The sequence below is a fragment of the Pseudomonas lactis genome, from assembly GCF_001439845.1.
Taxonomy (GTDB): Bacteria; Pseudomonadota; Gammaproteobacteria; order Pseudomonadales; family Pseudomonadaceae; genus Aquipseudomonas; species Aquipseudomonas lactis.
On sequence record NZ_JYLO01000001.1, the window covers coordinates 341,429 to 367,222 of the forward strand.

The 25,794-nt window shown below is 61.9% G+C and carries 16 protein-coding genes and 1 pseudogene; 13 read left to right on the plus strand and 4 right to left on the minus strand.

Going from position 1 to position 25,794, the window contains the following annotated elements:
* Window positions 1–1,737, minus strand: coding sequence for an arginine--tRNA ligase (gene argS, locus TX24_RS01450; RefSeq protein ID WP_034134706.1), 1,737 nt, complete (start codon window positions 1,735–1,737; stop codon window positions 1–3).
* Window positions 1,738–1,940: 203 nt separating this feature from the next.
* Window positions 1,941–4,160, minus strand: a complete 2,220-nt coding sequence (locus TX24_RS01455) for a primosomal protein N' (RefSeq protein WP_057709579.1) — start codon at window positions 4,158–4,160, stop codon at window positions 1,941–1,943.
* Between the two features lie 356 nt (window positions 4,161–4,516).
* On the opposite strand from TX24_RS01455, the gene rpmE reads away from it, so the two are divergent.
* The 3 genes from rpmE (at window position 4,517) to TX24_RS01470 (ending at window position 7,019) form a co-directional block, all read left to right on the plus strand.
* Window positions 4,517–4,747, plus strand: a complete 231-nt coding sequence (gene rpmE, locus TX24_RS01460; RefSeq protein ID WP_003187904.1) for a 50S ribosomal protein L31 — start codon at window positions 4,517–4,519, stop codon at window positions 4,745–4,747.
* 14 nt (window positions 4,748–4,761) lie between these two features.
* Window positions 4,762–5,568, plus strand: a complete 807-nt coding sequence (locus tag TX24_RS01465; RefSeq protein WP_057709580.1) for a thermonuclease family protein — start codon at window positions 4,762–4,764, stop codon at window positions 5,566–5,568.
* A gap of 182 nt (window positions 5,569–5,750) precedes the next feature.
* Window positions 5,751–7,019, plus strand: coding sequence for a malic enzyme-like NAD(P)-binding protein (locus TX24_RS01470; RefSeq protein ID WP_003187906.1), 1,269 nt, complete (start codon window positions 5,751–5,753; stop codon window positions 7,017–7,019).
* A gap of 213 nt (window positions 7,020–7,232) precedes the next feature.
* Here TX24_RS01470 and TX24_RS01475 read toward each other — a convergent pair whose 3' ends face one another.
* A complete protein-coding gene (locus TX24_RS01475) occupies window positions 7,233–9,695 on the minus strand; it encodes a penicillin-binding protein 1A (protein ID WP_410174405.1) in 2,463 nt (820 codons plus the stop codon).
* Between the two features lie 233 nt (window positions 9,696–9,928).
* Here TX24_RS01475 and pilM point away from each other — a divergent pair, with 233 nt between their 5' ends.
* The 10 genes and pseudogenes from pilM (at window position 9,929) to hemE (ending at window position 24,373) form a co-directional block, all read left to right on the plus strand.
* Window positions 9,929–10,585, plus strand: a complete 657-nt coding sequence (gene pilM, locus TX24_RS01480; RefSeq protein ID WP_057709661.1) for a type IV pilus assembly protein PilM — start codon at window positions 9,929–9,931, stop codon at window positions 10,583–10,585.
* Window positions 10,582–11,133, plus strand: coding sequence for a PilN domain-containing protein (locus tag TX24_RS01485; RefSeq protein WP_003187909.1), 552 nt, complete (start codon window positions 10,582–10,584; stop codon window positions 11,131–11,133). Before pilM ends, TX24_RS01485 begins: the two co-directional genes overlap by 4 nt.
* Window positions 11,130–12,101: a pilus assembly protein PilP gene (locus TX24_RS01490; protein WP_034134709.1), complete on the plus strand. Its 972-nt coding sequence runs from the start codon at window positions 11,130–11,132 to the stop codon at window positions 12,099–12,101. Before TX24_RS01485 ends, TX24_RS01490 begins: the two co-directional genes overlap by 4 nt.
* Window positions 12,102–12,242: 141 nt before the next feature.
* A pseudogene (locus tag TX24_RS01495) lies at window positions 12,243–13,496 on the plus strand (type IV pilus secretin PilQ); the annotation flags it as partial.
* A 4-nt stretch (window positions 13,497–13,500) separates the two neighbouring features.
* On the plus strand, window positions 13,501–14,019 hold the full coding sequence (aroK, locus tag TX24_RS01500; RefSeq protein ID WP_003187914.1) for a shikimate kinase AroK: 519 nt from the start codon (window positions 13,501–13,503) through the stop codon (window positions 14,017–14,019).
* Window positions 14,020–14,145: 126 nt separating this feature from the next.
* On the plus strand, window positions 14,146–15,246 hold the full coding sequence (gene aroB, locus TX24_RS01505) for a 3-dehydroquinate synthase (RefSeq protein ID WP_057709581.1): 1,101 nt from the start codon (window positions 14,146–14,148) through the stop codon (window positions 15,244–15,246).
* Window positions 15,247–15,255: 9 nt separating this feature from the next.
* Entirely contained in the window at window positions 15,256–16,833 is a 1,578-nt protein-coding gene (locus TX24_RS01510; protein ID WP_057709582.1) for an SPOR domain-containing protein, read from the plus strand.
* 352 nt (window positions 16,834–17,185) lie between these two features.
* Window positions 17,186–21,631, plus strand: a complete 4,446-nt coding sequence (gene gltB / locus TX24_RS01515; RefSeq protein WP_057709583.1) for a glutamate synthase large subunit — start codon at window positions 17,186–17,188, stop codon at window positions 21,629–21,631.
* A gap of 32 nt (window positions 21,632–21,663) precedes the next feature.
* Entirely contained in the window at window positions 21,664–23,082 is a 1,419-nt protein-coding gene (locus TX24_RS01520; RefSeq protein WP_003187920.1) for an FAD-dependent oxidoreductase, read from the plus strand.
* 223 nt (window positions 23,083–23,305) lie between these two features.
* Window positions 23,306–24,373 carry a uroporphyrinogen decarboxylase gene (gene hemE / locus TX24_RS01525; RefSeq protein WP_003187922.1) on the plus strand — a complete coding sequence of 356 codons (1,068 nt, stop codon included), beginning with the start codon at window positions 23,306–23,308 and terminating at the stop codon, window positions 24,371–24,373.
* A 100-nt stretch (window positions 24,374–24,473) separates the two neighbouring features.
* Here hemE and TX24_RS01530 read toward each other — a convergent pair whose 3' ends face one another.
* Window positions 24,474–25,691: an MFS transporter gene (locus TX24_RS01530; protein WP_420865794.1), complete on the minus strand. Its 1,218-nt coding sequence runs from the start codon at window positions 25,689–25,691 to the stop codon at window positions 24,474–24,476.
* Between the last annotated feature and the right edge of the window lie 103 nt (window positions 25,692–25,794).

The following is a 25,794-nucleotide window of genomic DNA, read 5'->3' on the forward strand; positions in this document are numbered from 1 at the left end:
TTACATACGCTCCAGAGTTTCCAGGCCCAAGAGTTCCAGGCCTTGCTTGAGGGTGCGTCCAGCCAATGCGGCAAGGCGCAGGCGACTTTGTTTCTGGGCTTCGTCGTCGGCGGTCAGGATCGGGCAGTTCTCGTAGAAACTGGAGAACAGGCCGGCCACTTCGTACAAATAGGTGCACAGGATGTGCGGCGTGCCTTTTTCGCCAACGCTGTTGAGCACTTCGCCAAATTGCGCGAGCTTGGCCGCCAGTTCCTGTTCATGGGCGGCGTCCAGCGCGATCTGGCCTTGGACTTCGCTGAAGTCCTTGCCCAGTTTGCGGAATACCCCGGCCACGCGGGTGTAGGCGTACAGCAGGTACGGTGCGGTGTTGCCTTCGAAATTGAGCATCAGGTCGAAGTTGAAGCTGTAGTCGCTGGTGCGGTGCTTGGACAGGTCGGCGTATTTCACCGCGCCAATGCCCACCACGCGGGCAATGTTGCGCAGGTCGGCCTCGGCCAGCTCCGGGTTCTTTTCCTTCACCAGGTTGTAGGCACGCTCCTGGGCTTCGGTCAGCAGGTCGATCAGCTTCACGGTGCCGCCGTCGCGGGTCTTGAAGGGGCGGCCATCGGCGCCGTTCATGGTGCCAAAGCCCATGTGCTCCATGTGCATCGGGTGGGTGACGAAACCAGCGCGGCGCGCCACTTCGAACACCTGCTGGAAGTGCAGGGCCTGGCGCTGGTCGACGAAGTACAGCGCACGGTCAGCCTTGAGCACGCCACTGCGGTAACGCACGGCGGCCAGGTCAGTGGTGGCGTAGAGGTAGCCGCCATCGGCCTTGACGATGATCACCGGCAGCGGCTCGCCGTCGGCGGTCTTGAATTCTTCGAGGAACACGCACTGGGCGCCGTTGCTCTCGACCAGCAGGCCCTTGGCCTTGAGGTCGTTGACCACGTTGATCAGGTCGTCGTTATAGGCGCTTTCGCCCATCACGTCGGCCATGGTCAGTTTCACGTTGAGCAGCTCGTAGATTTCCTGGCAGTGGGACAGGGAAATTTCACGGAAGCGGTTCCACAGCGCCAGGCACTCTTCGTCGCCGGCTTGCAGCTTGACCACCAGGCCCCGGGCGCGGTCGGCAAACTCTTCAGACTCGTCGAACCGCTTTTTGGCGGCACGGTAGAAGTTTTCCAGGTCGGCCAGTTCGTTGCTGGTGATCGGGTTTTCCTGCAGGTAGGCCATCAGCATGCCGAACTGGGTACCCCAGTCGCCCACGTGGTTCTGGCGGATCACGGTGTCGCCGAGAAACTCCAGCACCCGTGCCACGCCGTCGCCAATGATGGTGGAGCGCAGGTGGCCCACGTGCATTTCCTTGGCCAGGTTCGGCGCCGAAAGGTCAATGACCACGCGCTGGCTGTCGCCGGCCTTGCGAGCACCGATGCGGGCATCGGCCAGGGCGGCATCCAGGCGCAACGCCAGGGCCTGGGTGTTCTGGAAGAAGTTGATAAAACCAGGGCCGGCGATTTCGGCCTTGGTGACACTGGCGTCAGCCGGCAGGGCTGCGATGATTTTTTCGGCCAGGTCGCGCGGTTTCATGCCGGCCGGTTTGGACAGCATCATCGCGATGTTGCTGGCGAAGTCGCCATGGGTCTTGTCGCGGGTGTTCTCCACCTGGATCGCCGGCGACAGGCCTTCAGGCAACACACCTTCGTTGACGAGTTGGGTGAGGGCTTGTTGGATCAGCTGGCGAATGGTGTCTTTCATGGTGTTCTCTTTCGACCGCAAGCGGCGGCGCGCGATGCGCAGGTGGAAAAACTGGGCATTATCCGTGGCGAGGGCGGGCTTGCCAACCGTTCAGACTATATGGCGGACCTGCGGGCCTCTTCGCGGGCAAGCCCGCTCCCACATTAAGGGTATTCACATTTCATAATGTGGGAGCTGGCTTGCCTGCGATGACGTAATTACCCTCAATACAAATCTACCGGGTCTACATCCAACGACCATCGCACCTGCCGGCCGCTGGGCAGTTGCTCCAGCTCAAGCATCCAGCGATTTAATAGCCGATGCAGCGGCGCGCGCGAGGTTGCCTGCAAGAGTAGCTGAGCGCGATAACGTCCGGCGCGCCGCTCCATGGGCGCTGGCACCGGGCCGAGTAATTCGATGCCGCTGAGGGCCAACTCGCCCAATAAACGCTCAGCGGCGCTGCAGGCCTCATCAAGAAAGCCTTCGGCCTGACCGGGCTTGTGGGCCTCGGCACGCAGCAGCGCCAGGTGCGCAAAGGGCGGCAGGCCAGCGGCGCGGCGTTCGCTCAAGGCCTGTTCGGCGAAGGCAAAGTAGCCCTGTTCCGTCAGTTGAATCAGCAGCGGGTGGTCGGCCAGGTGCGTCTGGATAATCACCCGGCCTGGCTCTTCGGCCCGCCCGGCGCGCCCCGCCACCTGCACGATCAACTGCGCCATGCGTTCGCTGGCGCGAAAATCGCCGGAGAACAGCCCGCCATCGGCATCCAGGATCGACACGAGGGTCACCCGTGGGAAGTGATGCCCTTTGGCAAGCATCTGCGTGCCCACCAGGATGCACGGTTGGCCCTTGTGGATGGTGGTGAACAGTTGGTTCATGGCGTCTTTGCGCGACGTGCTGTCGCGGTCGACCCGCAGCACCGGGTAATCCGGGAACAGAATGCCCAGGCGTTCTTCGGCGCGTTCGGTGCCGGCGCCCACGGGCCGCAGGTCCACCTTGCCGCACTGCGGGCAATGGCGCGGTACCCGTTCCACATGGCCGCAGTGATGGCAGCGCAACTCGCCGTGGCGCTGGTGCACGGTCATGCGCGCATCGCAGCGCTCGCACCCAGACATCCAGCCGCAGTCATGGCACAGCAGCGTTGGGGCAAAGCCGCGGCGGTTGAGAAACACCAATACCTGCTGGCCGGCGGCGAGGGTCTGGCCGATCGCCTGTTGCATCGGGCCGGAAATCCCGCTGTCCAGCGGGCGGCTTTTCACGTCCAGGCGCAGGAAGCGCGGTTGTTTGGCGCCACCGGCGCGCTCGTTCAAGCGCAGCAGCCCGTAACGGCCGGTGTAGGCGTTATGCAGGCTTTCCAGGGAAGGCGTGGCCGAGCCCAGCACAATCGGGATGTCTTCCTGGCGGGCGCGCACCAGCGCGAGGTCGCGGGCGTGGTAGCGCAAACCTTCCTGCTGTTTATAGGAGCCATCGTGCTCCTCGTCGACGATGATCAGCCCGGGGTTTTTCATCGGCGTGAACAGTGCTGAACGCGTGCCGATAATAATGTCGGCCTCGCCGTCCCGCGCTGCCAGCCACGACTCCAGGCGTTCACGGTCATTGACTGCCGAGTGCACCAGGGCGATACGGGCATTGAAGCGCTGTTCGAAACGCGCCACGGTCTGCGGGCCCAGGTTGATCTCCGGGATCAGCACCAGTGCCTGCTTGCCGGCCTGCAGGGTCTCGCGGATCAGTTGCAAATAGACTTCGGTCTTGCCACTGCCGGTGACGCCGGCCAGCAGGAACGCGTGGAAACTGTCGAAACCGGCGCGAATCGCCTCATACGCGGCGCGTTGCTCGGGGTTGAGCGGCAACTCCGGCTGGGCCAGCCAATGTTCGTGGCGCGGGTCCGGGGCGTGCTTGCGGATTTCCACCTGCACCAGGCCTTTGGCCAGCAGCAGGTCGAGGCTGTCTTTGCTCAGCATCAGCTTGCTTAATAGCTGGTGGGCCACGCCGTGGGGATGCTGCGCCAAGGTGGCCAGGGCCTCACGCTGGCGCGGGGCGCGAGCGATGCGCGGGTCTTCGAGGCGTGCGCCGGGCGCCATCGACCAGAAACGCTCCTGACGCGCTTCGGCCAGTTCGCCCTGGCGCAGCAGCACCGGCAGCGCCCAGCTCAAGGTATCGCCCAGGCTGTGTTGGTAATACTGCGCGGTCCACAGGCACAGCTTGAACAGCGCGGGCGGCAGCGGCGGTGTGGCGTCGAGCAGGGCAATAGCCGGCTTGAGCTTTTCGGCAGGCACTTCGCTGTGGTCGGTAACTTCCACCAGAATGCCGATCATTTCCCTGCGCCCGAACGGCACGCGCACGCGCATGCCTGGCTGCAACTGCGCACGCGACACGCCGGGCGGGGCCCGGTAATCGAACAGGCGGCGCAGGGGCGAGGGCAGGGCTAGGCGCAAAATGGCGTCGGGCACGCGAGGAGTCTCATCTATTAAGGCAGCGGTGGCGCAGGGGCGGGAGCCTAGCAGACCGGGGTTGTCACGTCTCCAGTACTGGAACCGGATCTCCAGGACGGCTCAGCCTTCTGTGGGAGCTGGCTTGCCTGCGAAAGCGCTGGTGCAGTAACAAATGCAGTGACTGACACACCGCCTTCGCGGGTAAGCCCGGCTCCCACATTGACGGCGCAGTGCCAGGAATTTCTGATGAAAGGGAGTTTTCGGCCATCACCGTCGCTTGCGCGATTAAAAAGGTCTGGTAGAATCCGCGGCCTAATTACGTGCGGTATTCGACAATAGTGTCGAGTGGCGGCACGCTAGCCTGAGGAAGTGCCATGAAAGCCGATATCCATCCAGCGTACGAAACCATCGTAGTTACCTGCAGCTGCGGCAACAAGTTCGAAACTCGTTCGAACCTGTGCAAGCCACTGGGTACTGACGTATGCAACGAGTGCCACCCGTTCTACACCGGTAAGCAGAAAACTCTGGACACCGGCGGCCGCGTACAGCGCTTCGCAGATCGCTTTGGTGCTTTCGGCAAGAAGCCTGCTACTCCAGCAGAGTAAGGTTCAAGAGCCTTATGGGCTTTTACCCGCTGTTGAAAAAGGCGTCCCTTGTGGGCGCCTTTTTTGTGCCTGGGATTTGGTTGGCGACCGCCCAGGCCCAAGCATTCTGCCCCGCCCCGGCGGCCATCGCCCGGGTCGAGGTGCAGCGTGTGGTGGATGGCGACACGGTGCGGCTCAAGGATGGTCGCAGCGTACGCATGATCGGCCTCAACGCGCCGGAAACCGGCAAGAAGGGCCGCCCTGATGAGCCATTTGCCGTCGCCGCGCGCCAGCGTCTGCAGGCGTTGGTCAAGGCCAGTGATGGGCGCGTCGGCCTGGTGCCGGGGCGCGAAGGCAAAGACCATTATGGGCGCACCCTGGCTCACCTCTACGGCGCCAATGGCGAGAACCTGGAGGCGCAACTGCTGGCCGAGGGCCTGGGGTACCAAGTGGGCGTCGCGCCGAATGTCGACCTGGTGGCCTGCCAGCAGGCAGCCGAAAACAGCGCCCGCCAGGCACGACTCGGCCTGTGGCGCCAATCGACGGTGCAAAACGTGGCCAATCTCAAGCGCTCCGGGTTTGCCCTGGTGGCTGGTCGGGTCAGCAAGGTTGAGCGCAATCGCGGCGGAATCTGGATTGAACTGCAGGGTTCACTGTTATTACGCATTGCGCCCGAGTTGATCAGCCAATTCGATACGGCCATGCTCAATGGTCTGCAAGGCCGCACCCTGGAGGCGCGTGGCTGGGTGCAGGATCGCGCCCGCCGTGGCAGCCTGAAAAAAGGCCAAGCACGCTGGCTGTTGCCAATAACCGACCCTGGCATGCTGAAATCGGCGCTTTGAATAAAAAATTGTAGACATTTTTTATTTCGATTGTGAACAGTTGAGCCCTTGTATCCCGTGGCTCTTGGCCAAAAGTCGTAGCCCAGGGCCCTTGACACCTGTGACTGCCCAGTCTTGTAGGGACTTTACGACACGCGTATCCTCGGCGGTCCGTCGACCAACAGTAAAAGCGGAATGCCGATATGTCTGATTTGAAAACTGCCGCTCTCGAATACCATGCCAATCCTCGTCCAGGAAAGCTGAGTGTAGAGCTCACCAAAGCCACTGCCACAGCCCGCGACCTGTCGCTGGCCTACAGCCCTGGTGTTGCCGAACCCGTACGTGAAATCGCCCGTGACCCAGAGCTGGCGTACAAGTACACCGGCAAAGGCAACCTGGTTGCAGTGATTTCCGATGGCACCGCGATTCTTGGCCTGGGTAACCTCGGCCCATTGGCTTCCAAGCCAGTCATGGAAGGTAAGGGCGTGCTGTTCAAGCGCTTTGCCGGCATCGACGTTTTCGACATCGAAGTCGATTCCGAAAGCCCGCAGGCGTTCATCGACACCGTCAAGCGCATTTCCATCACGTTCGGTGGCATCAACCTGGAAGACATCAAGGCACCTGAGTGCTTCGAGATTGAAAAGGCCCTGATCGAGCAGTGCGACATTCCGGTATTCCACGATGACCAGCACGGCACCGCGATCGTTACCGCAGCCGGCATGATCAACGCCCTGGAAATCGCTGGCAAAACCCTGGGCGAGGCGAAAATCGTCTGCCTGGGCGCCGGTGCCGCAGCCATTTCCTGCATGAAGCTGATCATCAGCATGGGCGCCAAGCTGGAAAACATCTACATGGTCGACAGCAAGGGCGTGATCCAGTCCGAGCGTACCGACCTGAACCAGTACAAGGCGATGTTCGCCCACCCGTCCTCCAAGCGCACCCTGGCTGACGCCCTCGACGGTGCCGACGTGTTCGTTGGTCTGTCCGGCCCGAACCTGCTGAGCGCTGAAGGCCTCAAATCCATGGCGCCGAACCCTATCGTGTTCGCCTGCTCCAACCCGGATCCGGAAATCGCTCCTGAGCTGGCCCACGCCACCCGCAGCGACGTGATCATGGCCACCGGCCGTTCGGACTACCCGAACCAGGTCAACAACGTATTGGGCTTCCCGTTCATCTTCCGTGGTGCCCTGGACGTTCGCGCCAAGCGCATCAACGAAGAAATGAAAGTGGCTGCTGCCAACGCCCTGCGTGAGCTGGCCAAGCTGCCGGTACCTCAGGACGTGTGCGACGCCTACGGTGGCGCCAAGCTGGAATTCGGTCGTGAGTACATCATTCCCAAACCAATGGACAAGCGCCTGATCACCCTGATCTCCGATGCCGTGGCCAAGGCCGCGATCGAGACTGGTGTGGCTACCCTGCCGTATCCAAAGAACTACCCGCTGCAGAGCGTGGATGATGTGTTCAACGGCTAAGCCGTTATAGCGCACCCACAAAAAAGCCCCGGCTGAGTGATCAGTCGGGGCTTTTTTGTGGGTAGCGAGCGCCTATGGCTGATCGTTCCCACGCTCTGCGTGGGAATGCCCACCTGGACGCTCCGCGTCGGCTTTTAAGGTCGTGACGCAGAGCGTCACAGGATGCATTCCCACGCGGAGCGTGGGAACGATCGGCCGATCAGCGTGATCAGGTCAGAACAAATCGATCGGCGCGCCTTCATCCGCCGGCAGCGGGCTGCCCGGCACCACACCGTTGCCCAGTTCGTTGACCGACGGCGGCGTGTCTTCGCTCTTGAACAGTTCGAAGTAGGCATTCGGCGTGCTCGGCGAAGCCGCACGGCCACTGATCGGGTCGATGCGCAGGCTGAGGATGCCTTCGGGCTCCGGTTGGGTGTGCAGCGGCTTGTCCTTGAGGGCTGCGCCCATGTAGCTCATCCAGATCGGCAGGGCGACAGTGCCACCGAATTCGCGGCGGCCCAGGCTTTCCGGTTGGTCATAGCCGGTCCACACGGTGGTCACGTAGTCGCCGTTGTAACCGGAGAACCAGGCGTCCTTGGATTCGTTGGTAGTACCGGTCTTGCCGGCGATATCCGCACGGCCCAGGGCCAGTGCGCGGCGGCCGGTGCCCTTCTTGATCACGTCTTGCAGGATGCTGTTGAGGATATAAGTGGTACGGCCATCCACGATGCGCTCGGCAACTGCTGGCGCTTGCGGTTCAGCGGGTGCGCCGGCGTTTGCGGCCGCTGGCGTGCCTGGCGTCGGCTCGATGGTGATACCGCCGTTGCTCGGTGCTGCGAGCCCGTCGGTGGCGGCCACGCCATTGACCACATCGCCGGGTACCCGTGGCGGGTTGGCGGTGAACAGGGTGTCGCCATTGCGGCTTTCGATCTTATCGATCAGGTACGGCGCGATCTTGTAGCCGCCGTTGGCAAAGGTGCTCCAGCCGGTGGCGATTTCCATTGGCGTGAGGGTTGCGGTACCCAGGGCCAGGGACAGGTTCGGCGGCAGGTCAGACTTGGCGAAGCCAAAGCGCGTCATGTAGTCGATGGTCTTGCCTACGCCCATCGCCTGCAGCAGGCGGATCGACACCAGGTTGCGCGACTTGTACAACGCCTCGCGGATGCGGATCGGGCCGAGGAAGGTGTTGGTGTCGTTCTTCGGGCGCCAGACCTTGTCCAGGTATTCATCGACAAACACGATTGGTGCGTCGTTGACCAGGCTGGCGGCGGTGTAGCCGTTGTCCAGCGCGGCACTGTAGACAAACGGCTTGAAGCTGGAGCCTGGCTGGCGCTTGGCCTGGGTGGCGCGGTTGTAGTTGCTCTGCTCGAAGGCAAAACCGCCGACCAGCGCGCGGATTGCACCGTTCTGCGGGTCCAGGGACACCAGAGCGCCCTGGGCGAGCGGCACCTGGCTGAATTTGAGGCTGTCATCCTTCTGGCGTTGCACGCGGATCAAATCGCCCACCTGGGCCACGTCGGAGGGCTGCTTGGGCATCGGGCCCATGCTGTTGGTGTTCAGGAACGGGCGTGCCCACTTCATGCTGTCCCAGGCTACATGGGCTTCGCCAGAGCGGGTCAGCACTTGGATACCGTCTTTCGATACCTGGGTAACGATGGCCGGGTCCAGGCCGCTGATCGAACGCTGTTTGCCCAATTCGGTGGTCCAGGCACTCAGGGTCTTGCCCGGCAGGCGCGACTCGGGGCCGCGGTAGCCGTGACGCTGGTCATAAGTGATCAGGCCTTCATGTACCGAATGGTTGGCGATTTCCTGCAAATTGCTCGGCACCGTCGTGGTCACGCGGAAACCTTCGGTGTAGGCCTCGCTGCCATAACGGCCGACCATCTCGGCGCGGGCCATTTCAGCGATATAGGGTGCATTCACTTCCGGCGTCGGCACGTGATAGCTGGCATTCAGCGGTTCGGCCACGGCGCTTTCATAAGCGGCCTGGTCGATCTTGCCCAGCTTGTACATGCGGCCCAGGATCCAGTCGCGGCGTTCTTTACTGCGCGCCGGGTTGGCCAGCGGGTTGAAGCGCGACGGCGCCTTGGGCAGGCCAGCAATCATTGCCATTTGCGCCAGGCTGGCGTCACGAATTGACTTGCCGTAGTAGACCTGCGACGCGGCCTCAATGCCGTAGGCGCGGTTGCCCAGGTAAATCTTGTTGACGTACAGCTCGAGGATTTCATCCTTGGTCAGCTGGCGTTCGATCTGCAGCGCCAGCAGGATTTCGGTGGCCTTGCGGGAAAAGCTGCGCTCGCTGGTAAGGAAGAAGTTCTTCGCCACCTGCATGGTGATGGTGCTGCCGCCGGATTGAATGTGTCCGCTTTTTACCAATTGCGTGGCTGCGCGCACCAGGCTGCTGGGATCTACGCCGTAGTGGTTGGCGAAATTATCGTCTTCGGCGGACAGCAATGCGCTGATGAAATTGGGCGGAATGTCGGCAAAACGGATCGGTGTGCGGCGCATTTCGCCGAACTCCGCGATCAGTTTTTCATCGCTGCTGTAGACCCGCAAAGGAATCTGCAACTGGATACTTCTGAGGGCCTCTACGGAGGGCAAACCCGGACTAAGGTAGAGGTAGGCCCCGCTGAATACGAGCAGCAGCCCGCAGACGATGGCGACAATGGAGTACCCGAAAAACTTCAGCAGACGAATCAAGGCTTTTGGATTTCCAGAGAAAAGAAAGAGTTACGCGTCGGGGCATGCATGGCAAACGATGGATCGACCCGGGCAGCAGATAAAAAGCGGGAAAAAACGCTGGGCATTAAAGCATTTTTCGGCTTGGGGCGTCATTCGCGAGCCTTGAACAAGCCGACCGAATGCAAGGTGCCTGGCAGCAATCAGGCAAGATGACAGCCGGTATGACAGGGAAAGTTTTGGGGAGTTTTATGGGAAAGGGATATTTCAGGCGAAAAGTCGACACGGTGTTGGGGGTCGATATCGATGACAGCGGTATCAAGTTGATCGAACTGGGCCGTTCATCCGGCGGTTTCAGCGTCCAGGGCTACGTCACGCAAGTTTTGCCGCCCCACGCGGTGGTCGATGGCACCCTGCTGGACCTTGAAACCGTGGGGCGGGTGCTGCAACAGGCGCGGTCGAGATTGGGGTCGTCGGCCCGATACGCTGCCGTGGCGGTTGCAGGCCCGTCGGTGATTACCCGGCTGATTGACATGGACGCCGGCCTCAGCGACGAGGAAATGGCCTGGAAGATCCAGATGGAAGCCGACCAGTTCATCCCTTATCCATTGGATGAAGTGGCCATCGACTTTCAGGTTCAAGGGCCATCGGCTCAAGGCCCGCAATGGGTAGAGGTGATGCTGGCGGCGTGCCTGCGCGAGCAGGTCGAAGCGCGCGAGGCGGTTTTGGCCCTGGCGGGGCTGGTGCCGCGAGTGGTCGATGTAGAAGGGTTTGCATTGCAGCGCGCTTGCCTTCAGGATTTTGCCAGCTTCACGCCGGGTCATAGAGTCGATGGTGCACAATGGGCCTTGGATGCCCAAGGGATGGGAGTGGCTTGCGGGCTGGCCCTGAGGAGTTTCGCTGGATGACACGAATCAATCTTTTGCCTTGGCGCCAGGCCCTGGCGCAGCGCAGGCGCAAATACCTGTTGGTGCTATTGCTGGCGTTTGCCTGCGTGGCGCTCGCGGCATTGTGGTTGGCTGATCAAGTGATCGACCAGGCGATAGACCGGCAGGTAAGCCGCAACAGCCGCCTGGAAGAGCACATCGCCACCCAGGACTCGCGCATCAAGACCATCGACGATCTTCAGGAGCGAAGCCAGCAACTGGCCGAACGCATGAAGGTGGTGCAGGACCTGCATGATGCCCGCTCTTCCGGGGCTCGATTGTTCGAGCAATTGGCTCGTGCGGTGCCTGAAGGTGTCCATCTGCATGAGGTGGTCGCAAACGGCGACACCATCAGCATTCGCGGCACAGCTGAAAGCAACCAGGATATCGCCCGTTTGATGCAGCAGCTCAAGCCAGCCCAGGGCTCCAGTTCGACCCGCCTGCAGCGCGTGCAGGCCGAAGGTGCGCGCGGTGAAAGTGAATTCCAGCTGATGGTGCGCCAGGGGGAATCCAGCGAGGCGCAACCATGAGCCTGCCCAGGCTCGATTTTTCCATGCTCTCTGACAACGCTGCTAAATGGTCCCTGCCGGGCAAGGTGCTGCTCGGCTGTGCGCTGGCCGGCGTGGTGCTGGCGATAGGTGAAGTTTCGCATGGGGGGCCGCAGCGGGAGCGATTGCACGGGCTTGAGGCGCGGGAGCAGGCGCTGCAGCAGCAACTCACAGAAAAGACCGGCTTGGCCGCCAGCCTTGAACTGCGCACCCAGCAGGTGCGGAGCATGGAAGACAATGTTGCCAGCCTTCTCGGGCAATTGCCCGGCGAGCCCGAGGTGCCAGCCGTGCTGGAAGACCTCGCCCGGCTGGCGGCTGCCCATGGGGTGTGGGTTGAAGGCATCAGTGTGCTGGATGAAATACCTCGGCAGCTTTATATCGAACAACCCATGCAGATAAGCGCCTCCGGGGCTTACCACGACCTGGCGACGTTTGTCGGTGCCTTGGGTGGGTTGCCTCGGGTAGTTACCGTGCAGGACGTTACGCTTGGGCATCAGGGCGCCTTGCTGCGTCTGAACATGCTCGCCAAGACCTATCGTGGCACCCTGCAAAACGGCAAGGCCCGTCAGGTACTCGATCCCGGGCCGCCATTTGTCTACGCCCCGTCGTCCCTGCGCGACCCGTTCAAGCCGCCTGCCTTGCAAGCAGTCCATGTGCCTGGCCGGCCCGCTCTTGCACCGGATTTCACCCGGCCACGGGGGCTGTTGGAGGGTATGCGCCTGGAACAGTTCGAAATGGTCGGCACGCTGTCCAGGGGTATGCAGGCTTTCGCCTTGCTGCGCGCTGGAGCCAGGGTGTATCGACTGGCGGTGGGTGATTACCTGGGGCCGGATCATGGCCAGGTCACGGCCATCCAGGACGCGGCTGTCGAGCTGGTGGAGCTGTTTCCCGATGGACAGGGCGCTTGGTTGCAACGCCCGCGAACCCTCGTGCTGAACGTCAACTCATAACGGAATCAAACAATGAAAAGGACCTTCTCGTCCTTCGGTGTGGCGCTATGGATAGCGTTCACGGCACCGATGGCTGCTGCTGTGCCCAATCGCCTGGACCTGATCCAACTGCCGCCGCCCGACAGTGCCTCGTCGGTCAGCTATACAGGCGCCAAACTGACTCTGAACTTCCAGGAAATCGACCTGCGCGCGGTATTGCAGCAAATCGCCGATGTCGCCGGGCTCAACCTGGTGACCAGCGATGAGGTGCAGGGCTCGATCACCTTGCGGCTCAAGGATGTGCCCTGGGACCAGGCGCTGGACCTGGTGCTGCAAACCAAGGGCTTGGACAAGCGGGTCAAGGCGGGCGTGCTGCTGGTGGCGCCCGCCGATGAATTGGCCGCTCGCGAGCTGTTGATGCTGGAGTCGCGCAAGCAGATGGCCGAACTGGCGCCCTTGCGGCGGGAGCTGCTGCAGGTCAATTACGCCAAGGCCGCCGACCTGGCCAAGCTGTTTCAGTCGGTGACCGGCTTTGAGGGCGCCACCGATGAGCGCGGTTCGGTGGCGGTGGATGACCGCACCAACAACATCATTGCCTACCAGACTGGCGAGCGGCTCGAAGAACTGCGGCGCATCGTGGCGCAGTTGGATATCCCGGTACGCCAGGTCATGATCGAGGCGCGAATTGTGGAGGCCAATGTCGACTACGACAAAAGCCTGGGTGTGCGCTGGGGTGGGCGGCTCACACGCGGCCACGGCGGCGTTGGGGGTATTGCCAAGCCGCAGGCAGACGGCGCCGAGCCGCCGCAAAACCCGCCCAGTTCACCCTTTGTCGACTTGGGGGCGCTGGCCGGAACCTCGGGCCTGGGGATCGCCTATATCACCGACAACCTGTTGCTGGACCTTGAGCTGACTGCCATGGAGAAAACCGGCAACGGTGAGATCGTCTCGCAGCCCAAGGTCGTCACGTCCGACAAAGAGACTGCACGCATCCTCAAGGGCACCGAGATTCCTTACCAGGAATCCACCTCCCAGGGCGCCACCTCGGTGTCGTTCAAAGAGGCTTCGCTGTCGCTTGAAGTCACGCCGCAAATCACCCCCGACGACCATGTGATCATGGCGGTCAAGGTCACCAAGGATGAGCCCGACTACCTGAACCGCCTCAATGACGTGCCGCCGATCAAGAAAAACGAGGTCAATGCCAAGGTTCTGGTCAGGGATGGCGAGACCATCGTCATTGGCGGGGTTTTCTCCAACACCCAAAGCAAAGTGGTAGATAAAGTGCCATTTTTGGGCGATGTGCCGTATCTTGGCCGCCTTTTCCGGCGCGATGTGCTGGCGGAGAAAAAATCCGAGCTGCTGGTATTCCTGACTCCGCGTATCATGAATAACCAGGCGATTGCTGTGAGTCGTTGATTCTGTGCGAAATTTGATTCTTGTAGGGCCGATGGGGGCTGGAAAAAGCACCATCGGCCGTTTGCTGGCCAAAGAGCTGCGCCTGCCATTCAAAGATTCCGACAAGGAAATTGAATTGCGCACGGGTGCCAATATCCCATGGATCTTCGATAAAGAAGGCGAGCTGGGCTTTCGTGACCGCGAGCAGGCGATGATTGCCGAGCTGTGCGGCTGCGATGGCGTGGTATTGGCGACCGGCGGTGGCGCTGTCATGCGCGATGAAAACCGTCGGGCGCTGCATGCCGGTGGTCGGGTGGTGTATTTGCACGCGTCCGTCGAGCAGCAGGTGGGCCGTACCGCCCGTGATCGCAATCGCCCGTTGCTGCGCACCGCCGACCCGGCCAAAACCCTGCGGGACCTGCTGGCGCTGCGCGATCCGCTGTATCGGGAAATCGCCGATCTGGTGGTAGAAACCGATGAGCGGCCACCTCGGATGGTCGTACTCGACATCCTTGAGCGCCTGCAACGGTTGCCACCCCGTTAAAGCCTGGCCCGAAATGCGCTATTCTCGGCGGCGCGCCATCACCTTGTAAGGTATGGCGTAGAGCCACCAAGCGGTGTCGAGATATCGACAGTGCCGGTCGTCACTCCATCTTCAACGCGGGGACACATGCAGACACTTAAGGTCGATCTAGGCGAGCGCAGCTACCCGATCCACATTGGCGCAGGTCTGTTGGACCAGCCCGAACTGCTTGCGCCGCATATTGCCGGCCGGCAGGTGGCGATCATCTCCAACGAAACGGTTGCGCCGCTGTATCTTGAGCGTTTGAGCCGCAGCCTGGCGGCGTACTCGGTGATCTCCGTGGTGTTGCCTGACGGCGAAGTCCACAAAAACTGGGAAACCCTGCAACTGATCTTTGATGGCCTGCTGACCGCGCGCCATGACCGTCGAACCACCGTGGTCGCCCTGGGCGGCGGTGTGATTGGCGATATGGCCGGTTTTGCTGCGGCCTGCTACCAGCGCGGCGTGGACTTTATCCAGGTGCCGACCACCTTGCTGTCCCAGGTCGACTCGTCGGTGGGCGGCAAGACCGGTATCAACCACCCGCTGGGCAAGAACATGGTCGGCGCGTTCTATCAGCCCCAAGCTGTGCTGATCGATACCGCTACCCTCAACACCTTGCCGCCGCGCGAGTTGTCGGCGGGCCTGGCGGAAGTCATCAAGTACGGGCTGATCTGCGATGAGCCGTTCCTGACCTGGCTGGAAGAGCACATGGACGCCTTGCGCGGCCTCGACCAGATGGCGCTCACCGAAGCGATTTCCCGCTCCTGCGCGGCCAAGGCGCTGGTGGTCAATGCCGACGAGCGCGAGTCCGGCGTGCGGGCCACGCTGAACCTGGGCCACACCTTCGGCCATGCGATCGAAACGCACATGGGCTATGGTGTGTGGTTGCATGGGGAAGCCGTAGCGGCTGGCACGGTGATGGCATTGGAGATGTCGCAGCGCCTGGGCTGGATCAGCGCCCAAGAGCGTGATCGCGGTATCCGCCTGTTCCAGCGCGCCGGTTTGCCGGTTGTTCCGCCTGCGGAGATGACCGAGGCGGATTTCCTTGAACATATGGCGATAGACAAGAAAGTGATCGACGGTCGACTTCGACTGGTACTGCTGCGCCACATGGGCGAAGCCGTGGTGACCGACGATTATCCAAAAGAGATTCTACAGGCCACGCTGGGAGCGGATTACCGCGCCCTGGCCCAGCTCAAAGGTTAATAAGACCCGATGACTAGTTTGCATGCCGACGAGGCGTTCCTCGGCCATTACCACTTGAGCCACGACCCCTTTGCTCCACGGGTGCCGGGTTTCAAATTCTTCCCCGCCCAGCGCAAACCGGTGCTTGGGCAGTTGCATCACCTCGCGCGCTACAGCCAGTTGCTGCTGGTGGTCACCGGCCCTCTGGGCAGCGGCAAGACCTTGCTGCGCCAGGCGCTGGTGGCCAGCACCAACAAACAATCGGTGCAGAGTGTGGTGGTATCGGCCCGCGGTGCCGGTGATGCGGCCGGCGTACTGCGCCAGGTGGCGCAGGCGTTGGACGTCTCCAATGCCGAGCCGAACGCGATTCTCAAGCAAGTGGTGCAGTTGGGCCTGACCGGCCAGGAAGTCTACCTGCTGGTAGACGATGCCGAGCAGCTCGACGAGTCCGCCCTCGAAGCGCTGCTGGCGCTGGCGGCGGGTACGCCGGAAGGTCGCCCGCATGTGTTCCTGTTCGGTGAGTCGTCGCTGATCGCCGATCTGGAGCAGATCAGTGGTGAGCAGGAGCTGTTCCACGTCATCGAGTTGCAGCCGTACGAAGAGGAAGAAACCCGCGAATACCTGGCACAGCGCCTTGAAGGCGCCGGGGCGGGTATCGAACTTTTCACCGCTGCGCAGATCTCTGATATTCACGAAAGCTCCGATGGCTGGCCTGGAAACATCAACCAGGTTGCCCGCGATGCCATGATCGAAGCCATGATTGCCAGCCGCTCTGCGGTCAAGCGTCCAAAGATGGGGTTCACTATGCCTAAGAAGCACGTATTGGCTATTTCCGCCGTTGTTGTGGTCGCTGTTGCCGCCGCCTGGTTGATCCCGGGCCGTAACAAAGCACCGACAACCACCGGCGCGCCAACCGAACAGGCGCAGTTGCCACTGGGCAAGCCCACGCCAAACGTCGAATTTGCCAACTCCGGCCAACCGACCAACCTGCCGATGGTCGGCCAACCTGTGATGCGCGGCCCGCTGGCCGAAGAAGCTGGCGGCATCTCCGAAGGCGACGACGGTGTGCCGGTGGAAGGCTCCAGCGCTACGCCGCCGACCGTGACCACCACCGCACCACCTGCAGGCGTACCGGCCGGTGTGCCAGCGACGCCGGTTGCTCCGGTCGCCAAGCCAGCTCCGACTCCGGCGCCGACCGTTGCCACCGCCAAGCCTGCTCCGGTGACCAAGCCTGTTGCACCGGCGCCAGCCGCCAAACCAGCCCCGGCTGCCAAGCCTGCGGAAAAACCAGCCGCCACCGTTGCCAAGGCCGGCGCTGCTGGCAGCAGCTGGTACAGCAGCCAGCCTACCGGCAACTTTGTGGTACAGATCCTCGGCACCAGCTCCGAAGCCAACGCTCAGGCGTTCGTCAAAGAGCAGGGCGGCCAGTACCGTTATTTCAAGAAAGTGCTCAACGGCAAGCCTCTCTACGTGATCACCTACGGCAGCTTCCCAAGCCGCGCCGCAGCCGATTCTGCCATCAAAGCCTTGCCAGCGAAGGTTCAGGCTGGTAAACCTTGGCCTCGCACTGTTGCCAGCGTTCAACAAGAACTGGCAGCAACTCGCTGAAGATCCGGCGGCCTTACCCAGGCCGCCCTCCCGGCACCTCAAAAAAATCCGCAAGTGCGTGCAGTCTCCCGAGACCGCGCGCTTTGTGGTGTCTGCGTCACAGTGGCTTTTGAGTCGTAGCGGTCAGAATTAAAAAAGTTTTGACTAGCACAGCATATCGCTTTAAACCTTTCATAAATGCGACATAGATTTGCGACATTTCGTCGCTAAATTTGTGAGCGTCTGTGTCGGTGTGTACAATGACCTCCCTTTTGCCCCCGCTAAGCCGGCGTACGTTCGGCGTGGAAGGTAACCGGTTGAATTGAAAAGAAATTTGCCTCGGTAAAAGAGGCAGCCTGGTGAGAAAGTGTCTATGAAAGCAGGTCTGTACCAACCCGATGAATTCAAGGATAACTGCGGTTTCGGCCTGATAGCCCACATGCAGGGCGAGCCCAGTCATACCCTTTTGCAAACGGCCATCGAGGCCCTGACCTGCATGACCCACCGCGGTGGGATCAACGCCGACGGCAAGACCGGTGACGGCTGTGGCTTGCTGATTCAAAAGCCCGACCAGTTCCTGCGCGCTGTCGCTAAAGAGCAATTTGCGGTTGAACTGCCCAAGCAGTACGCCGTGGGTATGGTGTTTTTCAACCAGGACCCGGTAAAAGCCGAAGCCGCTCGCGAGAACATGAACCGCGAGATCGCCGCCGCCGGCCTGCAGATCGTCGGCTGGCGCAAAGTGCCCATCGACACCAGCGTGCTCGGCCGCCTGGCCCTGGAGCGCCTGCCGCAGATCGAACAAGTGTTCATCGCAGGCGATGGCCTGAGCGACCAGGACATGGCGATCAAGCTGTTCACGTCCCGTCGTCGTTCGTCGGTGCTCAACGCCGCCGACACCGACCACTACATCTGCAGCTTTTCCCACAAGACCATCATTTATAAAGGCCTGATGATGCCGGCGGACCTCACCGCCTTCTATCCAGACCTGAGCGATGAGCGCCTGCAAACCGCGATCTGCGTGTTCCACCAGCGCTTCTCCACCAACACCTTGCCGAAATGGCCGCTGGCCCAGCCATTCCGCTTCCTCGCCCACAACGGCGAGATCAATACCATCACCGGCAACCGCAACTGGGCCCAGGCCCGGCGCACCAAGTTCGCCAACGACTTGATGGACCTCGAAGAGCTCGGCCCGCTGGTCAACCGCGTGGGTTCCGACTCCTCCAGCATGGACAACATGCTTGAGCTGATGGTTACCGGCGGCATCGACCTGTTCCGTGGCGTGCGCATGATCATTCCGCCTGCGTGGCAGAACGTCGAGACTATGGACCCGGACCTGCGTGCGTTCTACGAGTACAACTCGATGCACATGGAGCCGTGGGACGGCCCGGCCGGCGTGGTCATGACCGACGGCCGCTATGCGGTGTGCCTGCTCGACCGTAACGGCCTGCGCCCGGCGCGTTGGGTGACCACCACCAACGGTTTCATCACCCTCGCCTCGGAAATCGGCGTGTGGGACTACAAGCCGGAAGACGTGATCGCCAAAGGCCGTGTCGGCCCTGGCCAGATCCTGGCCGTGGACACCGAAACCGGGCAGATCCTCGACACCGACGCCATCGACAACCGTTTGAAGTCGCGTCACCCGTACAAGCAATGGCTGCGCAAGAACGCCCTGCGCATCCAGGCGACCATGGAAGACAACGACCACGGTTCGGCTTTCTATGACGTCGACCAGCTCAAGCAATACATGAAGATGTACCAGGTCACGTTCGAGGAGCGCGACCAGGTGCTGCGCCCCCTCGGTGAGCAAGGCTACGAAGCCGTCGGCTCCATGGGCGACGACACGCCAATGGCCGTGCTGTCCCAGCGCGTGCGCACGCCGTACGACTATTTCCGCCAGCAGTTCGCCCAGGTGACCAACCCACCGATCGACCCGCTGCGTGAAGCCATCGTGATGTCCCTGGAAGTGTGCCTCGGCGCCGAGCGCAACATCTTCCAGGAATCGCCTGAGCATGCCTCCCGCGTGATCCTCAGCTCGCCGGTCATTTCCCCGGCCAAGTGGCGTTCGCTGATGACCCTGGAGCGTCCAGGCTTCGACCGCCAGATCATCGACCTGAACTACGACGAGAGCCTGGGCCTTGAAGCCGCGGTGCGTAACGTTGCTGACCAGGCTGAAGAAGCTGTGCGTGCCGGTCGTACCCAGATCGTACTCACCGACCGCCACATCGCGCCGGGCAAGTTGCCGATCCATGCGTCCCTGGCGACCGGTGCGGTGCACCACCGCCTGACCGAAAAAGGCCTGCGCTGCGACTCCAACATCCTCGTGGAAACCGCCACCGCCCGCGACCCGCATCACTTTGCGGTGCTGATCGGTTTCGGCGCTTCGGCGGTGTATCCGTTCCTGGCGTACGAAGTGTTGGGTGACCTGATCCGTACCGGTGAAGTGCTGGGCGACCTCTACGAGGTGTTCAAGAACTACCGCAAGGGCATCACCAAGGGCCTGCTGAAGATCCTGTCGAAGATGGGCATCTCCACCGTCACCTCGTACCGCGGCGCGCAGTTGTTCGAAGCCATCGGCTTGTCCGAAGAAGTCTGCGAGCTGAGTTTCCGTGGCGTGCCGAGCCGCATCAAGGGCGCGCGTTTCGTCGACATCGAAGCCGAACAGAAAGCCCTGGCCGCCGAAGCCTGGAGCGCGCGCAAGCCAATTCAGCAAGGTGGCCTGCTCAAGTTCGTGCACGGTGGTGAATACCACGCCTACAACCCGGACGTGGTCAACACCCTGCAAGCCGCTGTGCAGCAGGGCGACTACGCCAAGTTCAAGGAATACACGAGCCTGGTGGATAACCGCCCGGTGTCGATGATCCGCGACCTGTTCAAGGTGAAGACCCTGGACACGCCGATGGACATCAGCCAGGTCGAGCCGCTGGAGTCGATCCTCAAGCGCTTTGACTCCGCTGGTATTTCCCTGGGTGCCTTGTCGCCGGAAGCTCACGAAGCCCTCGCCGAAGCCATGAACCGCCTGGGGGCGCGTTCCAACTCCGGCGAAGGCGGTGAAGACCCGGCGCGCTACGGCACGCTCAAAAGCTCGAAGATCAAGCAGGTGGCCACCGGCCGTTTCGGCGTGACCCCGGAATACCTGGTGAATGCCGAGGTGCTGCAGATCAAGGTGGCCCAAGGCGCCAAGCCGGGTGAGGGTGGTCAACTGCCAGGCGGCAAGGTCAACGGCCTGATCGCCAAGCTGCGTTACGCCGTACCGGGCGTGACCCTTATTTCGCCACCGCCGCACCACGACATCTACTCGATTGAAGACTTGTCGCAGCTGATCTTCGACCTCAAACAAGTCAACCCCCAGGCCCTGGTCTCGGTGAAACTGGTGGCAGAAGCCGGCGTCGGCACCATTGCCGCCGGTGTGGCCAAGGCCTATGCCGACCTGATCACCATCTCCGGCTACGATGGCGGCACCGGCGCTTCGCCGCTGACCTCGATCAAGTACGCTGGCGCACCCTGGGAACTCGGCCTGGCCGAAACCCACCAGACCCTGCGCGGCAACGATCTGCGCGGCAAGGTGCGAGTACAGACCGACGGCGGCCTGAAAACCGGCCTCGATGTGATCAAGGCCGCGATCCTCGGCGCCGAAAGCTTCGGCTTCGGCACTGCGCCCATGATCGCCCTGGGCTGCAAATACCTGCGTATCTGCCACCTGAACAACTGCGCTACCGGCGTAGCGACTCAGAACGAAAAACTGCGCAAGGATCACTACATCGGCACCGTCGACATGGTGGTGAATTTCTTCACCTACGTCGCCGAAGAAACCCGTGAGTGGCTGGCCAAGCTGGGCGTACGTTCGCTGGAAGAGCTGATCGGTCGCACTGACCTGTTGGACATCCTCGAAGGCCAGACCGCCAAGCAACAACATCTGGACCTCACGCCGCTGTTGGGCAGCGATCACATCCCGGCAGACAAGCCACAATTCTGCCAGGTGGACCGCAACCCACCGTTCGACAAAGGCCTGCTGGCCGAGAAAATGGTCGAAATGGCCGGCTCCTCGATCAACGACGCCAGCGGTGGCGAATTCGCGCTGGATATCTGCAACTGCGACCGTTCCATCGGCGCACGCATCTCCGGCGAAATCGCGCGCAAGCACGGCAACCAGGGCATGGCGAAAGCGCCGATTACCTTCCGCTTCAAGGGCACTGCGGGCCAGAGCTTCGGCGTGTGGAACGCCGGCGGCCTGCACATGTACCTGGAAGGCGACGCCAACGACTACGTGGGCAAGGGCATGACTGGCGGCAAACTGGTCATCGTTCCGCCGGCTGGCAGCGTGTACAAGACCCAGGACAGTGCCATCATCGGCAACACCTGCCTGTACGGCGCCACCGGTGGCAAGCTGTTTGCCGCAGGTACTGCTGGCGAGCGTTTCGCTGTGCGTAACTCCGGTGCCCACACCGTGGTGGAAGGCACTGGCGATCACTGCTGCGAGTACATGACCGGAGGCTTTGTCGCGGTACTGGGCAAGACCGGTTACAACTTCGGTTCGGGCATGACCGGCGGTTTCGCCTACGTGCTCGACCAGGACAACACCTTCGTCGACAAGGTCAACCACGAGTTGGTCGAGATCCAGCGCATCAGCGGCGAAGCCATGGAATCCTACCGGAACCACTTGCAGCACGTGCTGGACGAGTACGTCGAGGAAACCGGCAGCGAATGGGGTCGTAACCTCGCTGAAAACCTCGATGATTACCTGCGTCGTTTCTGGCTGGTCAAGCCCAAGGCGGCCAACCTGAAATCGTTGCTTTCCAGCATCCGTGCCAACCCGCAGTGATATGCGCCTGAACAGTTTGATGAGGTTTTAACATGGCTGAACGTCTGAATAACGACTTCCAGTTCATCGATGTCGGGCGCAAAGATCCGAAGAAGAAACTGTTGCGTCAACGCAAGAAAGAGTTCGTGGAAATCTACGAACCCTTCAAACCCCAGCACTCGGCCGACCAGGCCCACCGCTGCCTGGGGTGCGGTAACCCGTATTGCGAATGGAAGTGCCCGGTGCACAACTTCATTCCCAACTGGCTCAAACTGGTGGCCGAAGGCAACATCCTCGCCGCCGCCGAGCTGTCGCACCAGACCAACACCCTGCCGGAAGTCTGCGGCCGGGTGTGCCCGCAAGACCGTTTGTGTGAAGGGGCCTGTACCCTCAACGACGGCTTCGGCGCGGTAACCATCGGCTCGGTGGAGAAGTACATCACCGACACCGCGTTCGCCATGGGCTGGCGCCCGGACATGTCCAAGGTCAAGCCGACCGGCAAGCGCGTCGCGATCATCGGCGCGGGCCCGGCGGGCCTTGGGTGTGCCGACGTGCTGGTGCGTGGCGGCGTGACCCCGGTGGTGTTCGACAAGAACCCGGAAATCGGTGGCTTGCTGACCTTCGGTATTCCTGAGTTCAAGCTGGAAAAAACCGTACTGAGCCACCGTCGTGAAGTGTTCACCGGCATGGGTATCGAGTTCCGCCTCAATACCGAAATCGGCAAAGACATCACCATGGAGCAACTGCTCGCCGAATACGATGCGGTGTTCATGGGCATGGGCACCTACACCTACATGAAGGGCGGCTTTGCCGGTGAGGACTTGCCGGGCGTGTATGACGCGCTCGACTTCCTGATCGCCAACGTCAACCGCAACCTGGGCTTTGAAAAGTCGCCGGAAGACTTCGTCGACATGAAGGGCAAGAAGGTCGTGGTGCTGGGCGGTGGCGACACCGCGATGGACTGCAACCGCACCTCGATCCGCCAGGGCGCCAAGTCGGTGACCTGTGCTTATCGCCGTGACGAAGCCAACATGCCCGGCTCGCGCAAAGAGGTGAAGAACGCCAAGGAAGAAGGCGTGAAATTCCTCTACAACCGCCAGCCGATCGCTATTGTCGGTGAAGACCGTGTGGAAGGTGTGAAGGTGGTCGAGACCCGTCTCGGCGAACCGGATGCCCGTGGGCGTCGCAGCCCCGAGCCGATCCCGGGTTCCGAAGAGATCATCCCGGCCGACGCCGTGGTCATCGCCTTCGGCTTCCGCCCAAGCCCGGCGCCGTGGTTTGAGCAGTTCGAAATCCAGACCGACAGCCAGGGCCGCGTTGTAGCCCCGGAACAAGGCCAGTACAAGCACCAGACCAGCAACCCGAAAATCTTCGCCGGTGGCGACATGGTGCGCGGGTCTGACCTGGTGGTCACCGCGATCTTCGAAGGCCGTAACGCCGCCGAAGGCATCCTGGACTACCTGCAAGTCTGATGATCGTTCCCACGCTCCGCGTGGGAATGCCGCCAGGGACGCTCCGCGTCCCGAACAGCATGACGCGGAGCGTCACAGGAGGCGTTACCACGCGGAGCGTGGGAACGATCCTGCGGCGGCATTGCCGCGACAAATTGACCCGATAGACAAAAGGCACGGTGCATTCCGTGCCTTTTGCGTCGCGCTCTGAGAAAATGCCCGCACTTTTTTTGCGGATGCCGACATGACTGCCCTCAAGAACGACCGTTTCCTTCGTGCCCTGCTCAAGCAACCCGTAGACGTCACCCCGGTGTGGATGATGCGTCAAGCTGGTCGCTACCTGCCGGAATACCGCGCCAGTCGCGCCAATGCGGGCGATTTCATGAGCCTGTGCATGAACCCGGAGTTCGCCTGCGAAGTCACGATGCAGCCGCTGGACCGCTACCCACAACTGGATGCGGCCATCCTCTTCTCCGATATCCTCACCATCCCCGACGCCATGGGCCAAGGCCTGTACTTCGAAACCGGCGAAGGCCCGCGCTTCAAGAAAGTCGTCAGCACCCTGGCCGATATCGAAGCCCTGCCGATCCCTGATCCACACAAAGACCTGGGCTACGTGATGGACGCTGTCAGCACCATCCGCCGCGAGCTCAACGGCCGCGTGCCGCTGATCGGCTTTTCTGGCAGCCCATGGACCCTGGCCACCTACATGGTCGAAGGCGGCTCGTCGAAAGACTTCCGCAAGACCAAGGCCATGCTCTACGACAACCCGCAAGCCATGCACCTGTTGCTGGACAAGCTGGCGCAGTCGGTCACCTCCTACCTCAACGGCCAGATCATGGCGGGCGCCCAAGCGGTACAGATTTTCGACACCTGGGGCGGCAACCTGTCGGCGGCGGCGTACCAGGAATTCTCCCTGGCCTACATGCGCAAGATCGTCAGCGGCCTGATCCGTGAACACGAAGGCCGCAAGGTGCCGGTGATCATGTTCACCAAGGGCGGCGGCCTGTGGCTGGAAAGCATCGCCGACGCGGGCGCCGATGCACTGGGCCTGGACTGGACCTGTGACCTCGGCGAAGCGCGCCGTCGCGTCGGCAACCAGGTGGCCCTGCAAGGCAACATGGACCCGACCGTGCTGTACGCCAAGCCAGAAGCGATCCGCGCCGAAGTAGGGCGCATCCTGGCTAGCTACGGCAAAGGCAGTGGCCACGTGTTCAACCTTGGCCATGGCATCACCCCGGAAGTGAACCCGGAGCACGCGGGTGCGTTCTTGCGCGCAGTGCACGAACTGTCGGCGCAGTACCACGAGTAAAACGCAAAACAAACTGTGGGAGCTGGCTTGCCTGCGATGGCGGCGGCGAATTCAACACCGCCATCGCAGGCAAGCCAGCTCCCACATAAAGCCAATCGCGTCAGGTCTGCATATTCCCCAGTGGCGGCAACTTCGCCAGCTTCAACGCCACCAGCAACGCACCGATCAGTAGCGCGATAATGAATCCGCCAATCCCGTTCCACCCGGCAAAATGCCAGAAGAACCCTCCCGCCGTCCCGGCAATGCTCGACCCCACGTAGTAGCAGAACAAGTAGAGCGACGACGCCTGCCCCTTGGCTTTCACCGCACGGCGGCCGATCCAGCTGCTGGCGACCGAGTGGGCGCCGAAAAAGCCGAAGGTGAAGATCAGCATGCCCGGCACCACCAACCACAGCGGGGTGAACAGTGTCAGCGCCATGCCGGCGAGCATCAGCACGATGGTGCCCCACAGCACTCGGCGGCGGCCGAGGCGGTCGGCCAGGGAGCCGATCTTGGCCGAGCTGTAGATGCCCGACAGGTACACCACTGATAACAGGCCAACCACCGCCTGGCTCAGCTCATAGGGTGAGGCCAGCAGGCGATAGCCGATGTAGTTGAACATCGTCACGAAGGCGCCCATCAGCAGGAAGGCTTCAAGGAACAGCCACGGCAGGCCGGCGTCCTTGAAGTGCATGACGAAGCCGTCCACCAGGCTGCGCGGCTTGAGGCTGCTGGCGCGGAAGTTGCGCGATTCGGGGAGGATCTTCCAGAACACCGTGGCAGCGATCAACGCCAGGGCGCCGATGATCAGCATTGCGGTGTGCCAGCTGACAAAATCGATCAACACGCCGATGATCAGGCGCCCGCTCATGCCGCCAATCGCGTTGCCGCCGATGTATAGGCCCATGGCCAGGCCGATGTGCTGCGGGTGGATCTCTTCGCTGAGGTAGGTCATGGCCACGGCGGCCAGGCCGCTCAAGGACAGGCCCACCAGTGCGCGCATCAACAGGATGCCCTCCCAGCTCGGCATCAAGCCGCTGGCGATGGTGGCCAGCGCCGCACAGAACAACGCGGCAACCATCACCGGCTTGCGCCCCAGCCTGTCGGATATCGGCCCGGTGATCAGCAGGCCGCAGGCGAGCATCGCGGTGGCGACGGACAGAATCAGGCTGCTTTGCGCCGCATTGATGGAAAATTCATGGGACAGCGCCGGCATCATCGGCTGCACGCAATACAACAAGGCAAACGTGGCGAAGCCGCCGGAGAACAGCGCCAGCACCGTGCGCATGAACATCGGCGTGCCTTTTTCGATGTACGCGTCATTAAGCTGCGCCACCACCTCATCGAGGGCTGAGGGCGGGGTGTGTTGGGCAAGTGGAGCAACAGCAGGATTCACGGGGGACCTCGGGGAGGAAAGTCTGCCAGGACTGACAATGCAAAAA